The organism is uncultured Nostoc sp., from assembly GCF_964245575.1.
In the GTDB taxonomy this organism is placed as follows: domain Bacteria; phylum Cyanobacteriota; class Cyanobacteriia; order Cyanobacteriales; family Nostocaceae; genus Nostoc.
The window spans coordinates 1-6320 of the sequence record NZ_CAXTNP010000373.1; the positions used below are offsets into that span (position 1 = coordinate 1).

Sequence of the window (6320 nt, forward strand, 5' to 3'; positions counted from 1 at the left end):
TTGATAGGAAATGGGTAAAAATCCAAAATAAATATATTGGGGCGCTCAACTTCAGCCAAAAACCAGGGGGCTGGTATGACGAACAAGCTCAATTGCGATATCTGTGGGAGTTAATTTCTAGAGATAGTATTTATGATACCGAGGTGATTTGCCAGCTAACTAAGGCCAACCAAACTATTTCTAAAACTAACTTGCAAAGAATAACTAAGCAGTCGATCACTAGCACTTCTTTATCCACAGAGAAAGGAAATATTGATGTTAAGTCGGGGATGAATATTGAGGAAGCAGTAGAAGCACAAAAGACAATATACAAAGGTAGTGTTGTCGTACATACCGCAGTCGCTTTTCTCGTTCACCGCAAGACTACAAGAGAATTAGATGAGGCTTGCCGATATCTTGCCAGCTATTTCTTGCGTCCGGCGGTAGTTGACCGGGAGATTGAATATGCTTGGAAGACATGGTTGCAGTGTTGTCCTATAGTGTGGGAACCACTGTTAACCAAGCCTTTTAACCGCAGACTGCCATATTTTAGTTCGGAAGCACCAGGGCTGATGCCTTTGATCAGGACTGCCACAGGCGATTGCAGTGGCTTTGAGTTAATCGCAGAAGAAGGCGGCACACCAGTACACCTAGACTTATACCAGAATCATAAGAATTTGGCAGTCTTTGGCGCAACTCGTTCAGGTAAATTAGTGCTGGTGGCAGGTATTCTTACTCCGGCGCTTGCACAAGATATTCCGGTAGTGGCATTAGACTATCCTAAACCAGATGGTACTTCTACATTCACCGACTACACAAATCTGCTGGGTTCAGAAGGGGCATACTTCGATATTTCCTCTGAATCAAACAATCTCTTTGAACTACCTGATTTGCGCTCTTTGGATGCAGAACTGAGAAATGAGCGATTGAACGATTTTAAGGAATTTCTCAAATCAGTGCTGATGACAATGGTGATTGGGACGAGCATGATTGGTGTCAGCCCTTCAATGGTTACAAACATTGAGTCAATTATTGCGTTAACATTAAAAACGTTTTTTAATGATGACGAAATTAAATTACGCTACAAGTTAGCAATACATTTTGGGTTTGGAACTCAATATTGGAGCGAAACTCCGACGCTCAAAGATTTTTATAATTTTTGTTCTCCAGCTTTCATACAATTAGATTCTATTGCTAGTAAGAGTCAAGAGATTTCCGAAGCCTTACAGCAAATCAGGCTGAGAATAAATTATTGGTTGAGTACCAGGGTAGGACAATCAATCTCACGCCCATCCAGTTTTAGAACTAATGCCAAATTGTTAGTATTCGCTTTACGTAATTTATCGAGTGAAGCTGATGCTGCCATACTCGCTCTTAGTGCCTATGCAGCAGCCCTAAGACGTGCCTTAAGCTCAAAAGCTTCGATATTCTTTCTTGATGAAGCACCAATTTTATTCCAATTTGATGCGATCGCCTTGTTGATTGGGCGATTGTGTGCCAATGGTGCTAAGTCTGGTATCCGCGTCATCATCTCTGCCCAAGAACCAGAGACTATATATCAGAGCAAAGCTGCACAAAAGATATTTGCCAATATCACTACACGTTTAGTAGGCAGGATTCAATCATCAGGCGTTGACCCGTTTATTGTTCGCTTTAAATATCCTGCTGAAATCATCAGGGTCAATAGTACAGAAGCTTTTTATCCAAAAAAGTCGGGGATTTACTCTCAGTGGTTGCTTGATGATAACGGCAAGCTAACTTTCTGTCGCTATTATCCTGCCTACTGTTTATTAGCCTCAGTTGCAAATAATCCCAACGAGCAAGAATTACGCAGTTTGTTTCTCAAACACTATCAAGATAATCCTCTGCTTGGGTTAGTCAAATTTAGTGAGGATTATATCAGAATGATTCGGGGGGAAGAGTTATCAGACTTTGCTAAACATTTGCTTTCAAAATCACATACAAGGCAGGTAGCTTAAATGAAAAAGCGGACAATTGGGGTAATACTTTCTGCTACAGTTGGCAGTTTATTGATAGCTGCACCTAGTTATGGTTTCAGTATCAACAATTTTATAAATTCATTGGTTTGGGATCTTCAAAGTGAAGTTGGTGAAATTCAAGCCTGGGCTAAGGATGAGATTAACAGTGCTTGGGCTGACATCAAAGAAAATGCTAATGCGGCAATTGATAGTTCTATCGGACAATTGGGTGCGCCTGACCCAATTGCTTCGGCTGAACAATTGAAGGATTCACTTAAGGATGATTATTCTTATCCTGTCGCCCAAGAAAAAGCACAGAAGCTAGAGCGTGAACTGACGCTTGGTTCGATTGCCAGCGTGATTGGAAAAAAAGGACAGCAGCAAACTCAAGAAAAAATTGATACTACTGCACAAATCGCCCAACAAGCAAAAGGTATTGCTGATGAGGCGCAGAATATGGATGCTTCACAAAATGTTCTCAAAGCGCTAGCGTCTCAGAATGCGCTAATTGTGTCGATGTTAGCAGAACAACGTACTGATTCGCTATTAGCCCGACAGGACAATGCTTACTCTAACTTGATGCTAACGCAAGTAGCGGAGCATCTTGATTCCCAAAGGCAAAAGGAGAATTCCGAAGAAGATGGCAGATTATCTCTAGTACATGAAGTGGTACTTAATGCACGGCTAGATCCTACTTCTGCTGACTGATTAAAAGGGTATATGAAACCAATTCGCAATTCGCACTCTTGCTTCGCCCCGCTACGAAGAGAGCAATGGGCTAACGCCCCGCTACGAAGAGAGCAATTAAATCAAGCCCGACACAAGGGGTGGGGTTTCATACCTGGGATACAAGGACTGTTTCTCTGACGAGACTAAGGGCGCGTAGCTTGCTTCTCCGTAGGAGTACGCGCCACTTGCCGGCGTTAGCGCGTAGCGGGACGAAGTACGGTTTTAAACATAAAGCTTTTTTCATAAACATAGTTAAAGGTAAAGTTACAAGAGCTTTTCCCTCCTATACAAACAATCGACTAGCGTTGAAATATCTGACAAAATTACTGTATTGAGCAAGGATTCAAATCATGTTTTTACTAGCCAAACTTTTAGGGGGCGATTTAGCTGATCTAGCAAAAGAAAATGCAGCTTCAATAGCGCAAGGATTTGATGAGCTTTGGAACGAAACTATTACAGGTGGTGTTTATTCAGCAATTTGTACAGTCGGAGCTTTATTCGCTATGGCAACACTAACTTTCTTCGTCGTTGAATGGACAAAAAAAATGATGGCGGGGGAAGAACAAAGAGCTTATACAGACTTGATTTGGCCGTTAATAGTAATTGTTTTGCTCAGTAATAAGGGGAATGTACTAGGAAAGTCAACTTTGGGGATTAGAAACTATATTAATAATGTAAATAATATAGTTCTTAGCGAAGCGGCGGCAGGAATTGACCTCAAGCAAGCATTTGAAAGTGCATTGGGAACTGAAGCAGCACGTAGCGCTATTGGTATTGCTGTAAATAAATGTAGAAATTCCTCTTTAAGTCAACAAGAACAAATAAACTGTTTAGATAAAGCTAAAGAAGATTTAACCAAAAAATATCCAGATAAATTTAAAAAAAATGATGGAGTTTTTTCTTGGTTTATAGATGCGGTTGATGGCGCTATAGATGCTTTTAATGATGTGAAAGAGGGTCAAGCAAATGGAATTGATTTAGTTTTATCTCCCATTAATGCTTTTATTGGGTCTGCTGTTACTGACATAGTTACGATAATTTTAGTCGGAATGAATGGGGCTTATCAATGGGGAATTGAACTGACTATGCTTGTAACAGCACTGCTGGGGCCTATAGCTGTTGGTGGTTCTCTGCTACCTTACGGAGCTAAATCAATTTACAGTTGGTTAGTAGGATATTTCAGTATAGGTTTTGGCAAGCTCTGCTTCAATATCATTGTTGGTTTCGCCGGGCAGTTAGTCGCTGATTCTAAATCTTATCAGCCAATGTTCTTCCTATTTACAATTGGTATAATTGCGCCATTCTTAGCTACAGGTTTAGCGGCTGGTGGTGGCGTTTCTGTTTTAGTTCAAATTAATAAAGCTGCTGAAACTTACAGTGGGATTGCCATTGAGGTTGCTAAAGGTGTTGCTACTAAAGGTGGTAGTTTAGTCGGAAAATTAGCTAAATAAAACGTAAGAATTCAGCACTCAGGAGTCAGAAGCCAGAATTTAAAAGCAATGAGCGCATAACTCTTCTATTGATTGAAAAGAATTCACTCTTCTTCTCCAACATTCTGACTCCTGAATTCAGAAGGACTGAATCCTTACATAAAACCTATGCTGAATCAAAAAAATAAAACTCAACCAAAAGAACCATTACAATTACTTAGTTACAACAAATATGTAACAACAAGAGTTGGAATAATTTCTCTAACTGGGTTTTCAATGGCTGCGCTTTCTCTGTTATTACAATTTCTCAATTATGGAGCGATTAGTGTTTTAAATAAAAAACAATTGGCATTAGTACAACTCTCATCAGGAGATACCGTTACAGCCACAGCAGTAGACCCAAAAGAACGGTCTGATGAAGTAATTAAAAAGTTTGTCTCTGATACATTTATTACTACGTTTAATTGGGATGGATTAGTAAAAACATTTAATGATCAAGGAGAACCTATCACTAAGCAAGATACTGGGGTAGAAGTAGGTAGACTTAATAATAAATCTAATAGTAGAGTTACAACTAGAGCCTATGATGCTGCATTTGCTTTAAGTGAAAATGAAGGATTTCGCCCCGCCTTTCTCAAGAAATTAGCATCAATCACTCCGACAGGTGTATTCAATGGTGATACTCAAGTATCTTTAATTCCCAGATTCATATCCCAACCACGTCAAATTAAATCAGGGAAATGGGAAATAGATTTTATTGGTACACTGGTAACTTTTGAGCGTGAATATAACTCAGGTAAAGGAATTGCTTTCAACAAAACCGTTACAGTTTCTTCAATTTCTAATCCAGAATATATCCCAGCTAATACCACTGAGTTAGCTAAGAAGATTTATGCAGCCCGTCGCGCCGGATTAGAAATTACAGAAATTGTAGATTTAAACTTCGGGAGAAGAAAATGAGTGAAGAGAATAATAAAAAGGGGTCTGTATCTACTTTAGAGGATTTGCTGAATCTAGATGATGCTAATAAAACTAATGGTAGTAAAGCACCAGAACCGGAAAGTTTATTAGTACCGAATAAGCACACTTTTGTCACTTCTCCTTGGTCAAGACTAGCAATAATTGCTGTCCCTTTTGGAGTTGGATTTTTAGCTATATTTTTGATGTTCAATGGTGTTTTCAATCCCCCAGCACCAGCACCAAAGATTGCTCAAAAACCAGGGGAAACTATTACTACTACAGAACAAACACAAGATGATGAGGGGGATGGTGACGCTCGTGCAAAACTAGCTCTGTCGGATCAAGAAAATGAGTTAGGTCGCATTAACAAAAATAAAAAAGACCAACCAGCGCCAGTACCAGTTTCAGTAGACCAAAAGGTCGTGCCATCTAGCCCACCATCTCCACGACCTGCGCCACGTCCTGTTCAAAATACACAACCACGTCGCGTAACTCAGACTGCATCACAACCTAGAAGAACCTACACTCAGCCACCAGCACGCACGAGTTTTTCTCCAAGACCCTCTATAGCAGCACGGACACTCACGCCCCAAGATCCCCTTGAGCAAATCAACAAACTTCGTACCATCGGTTCTTATGGCAAAATCGCTTATGCCGAAACTAGCACCACCCCTTTATTAGACCCGGCACAAAATCAACCAAGTGTATCTGATGAGCAAACTGATTTTCAAAATGTAGAGAATGATACTCCTATCCAAACCAGACTGCAAAACTCAACCGACTCAATTGAAAAAATCCGCCCCAGGTGGCAAGCCCAAACTCAAGCTAAGTCGGGTAAATATCTAGACCAAGAAATACAAATACTTGACGGTCAACAAACTCGTTACTTGAGAGTAGGTGAATTTGCGAGCGGGATTTTGATAACCCCAGTAATAGGACAACAGCAACAAGCACCTCAGGGTCAGCAAAGACAAATTCCATCTAATAAACGATTCGTCGCTAAACTGACTCAAGATTTGCATGACAATGAAGGTGAAGTAGCGATCGCTGCTGATAGTTTATTAGCGGTAGAGTTAGTTTCAGTAGATGGCGGCGGCTATGCAAATATTCAAGTCACGAGCATCATTAAAGACAACAATGAATATCCAATTGCAGAAGGTGCAATTTCAGTATTAGGAGATGGGGCCAAACCGAATGGCACTAAGAAAAGCTCTAAGCTATACGAAATAAGGGCTACAGCTTT

General features: G+C 40.3%; 5 protein-coding genes. All 5 read left to right on the forward strand.

Annotated elements, in window-relative coordinates; genetic code table 11:
* Nucleotides 1–1958: hypothetical protein (locus tag ACFFAP_RS34650; protein ID WP_375515457.1), on the forward strand; the 1958-nt coding region annotated here is incomplete at its 5' end.
* A complete protein-coding gene (locus ACFFAP_RS34655; RefSeq protein ID WP_375515458.1) occupies nt 1959–2666 on the forward strand; it encodes a hypothetical protein in 708 nt (235 codons plus the stop codon).
* Between the two features lie 371 nt (nt 2667–3037).
* The gene (locus ACFFAP_RS34660; protein WP_375515459.1) at nt 3038–4138 is read left to right on the forward strand and encodes a hypothetical protein; all 1101 of its coding nucleotides are present in this window, start codon (nt 3038–3040) and stop codon (nt 4136–4138) included.
* Between the two features lie 147 nt (nt 4139–4285).
* A complete protein-coding gene (locus ACFFAP_RS34665; RefSeq protein ID WP_375515460.1) occupies nt 4286–5077 on the forward strand; it encodes a hypothetical protein in 792 nt (263 codons plus the stop codon).
* Nucleotides 5074–6320, forward strand: a 1247-nt coding sequence (locus tag ACFFAP_RS34670; protein WP_375515461.1) for a hypothetical protein, incomplete at its 3' end; no start/stop codon positions are given. The genes ACFFAP_RS34665 and ACFFAP_RS34670, both read left to right, overlap by 4 nt.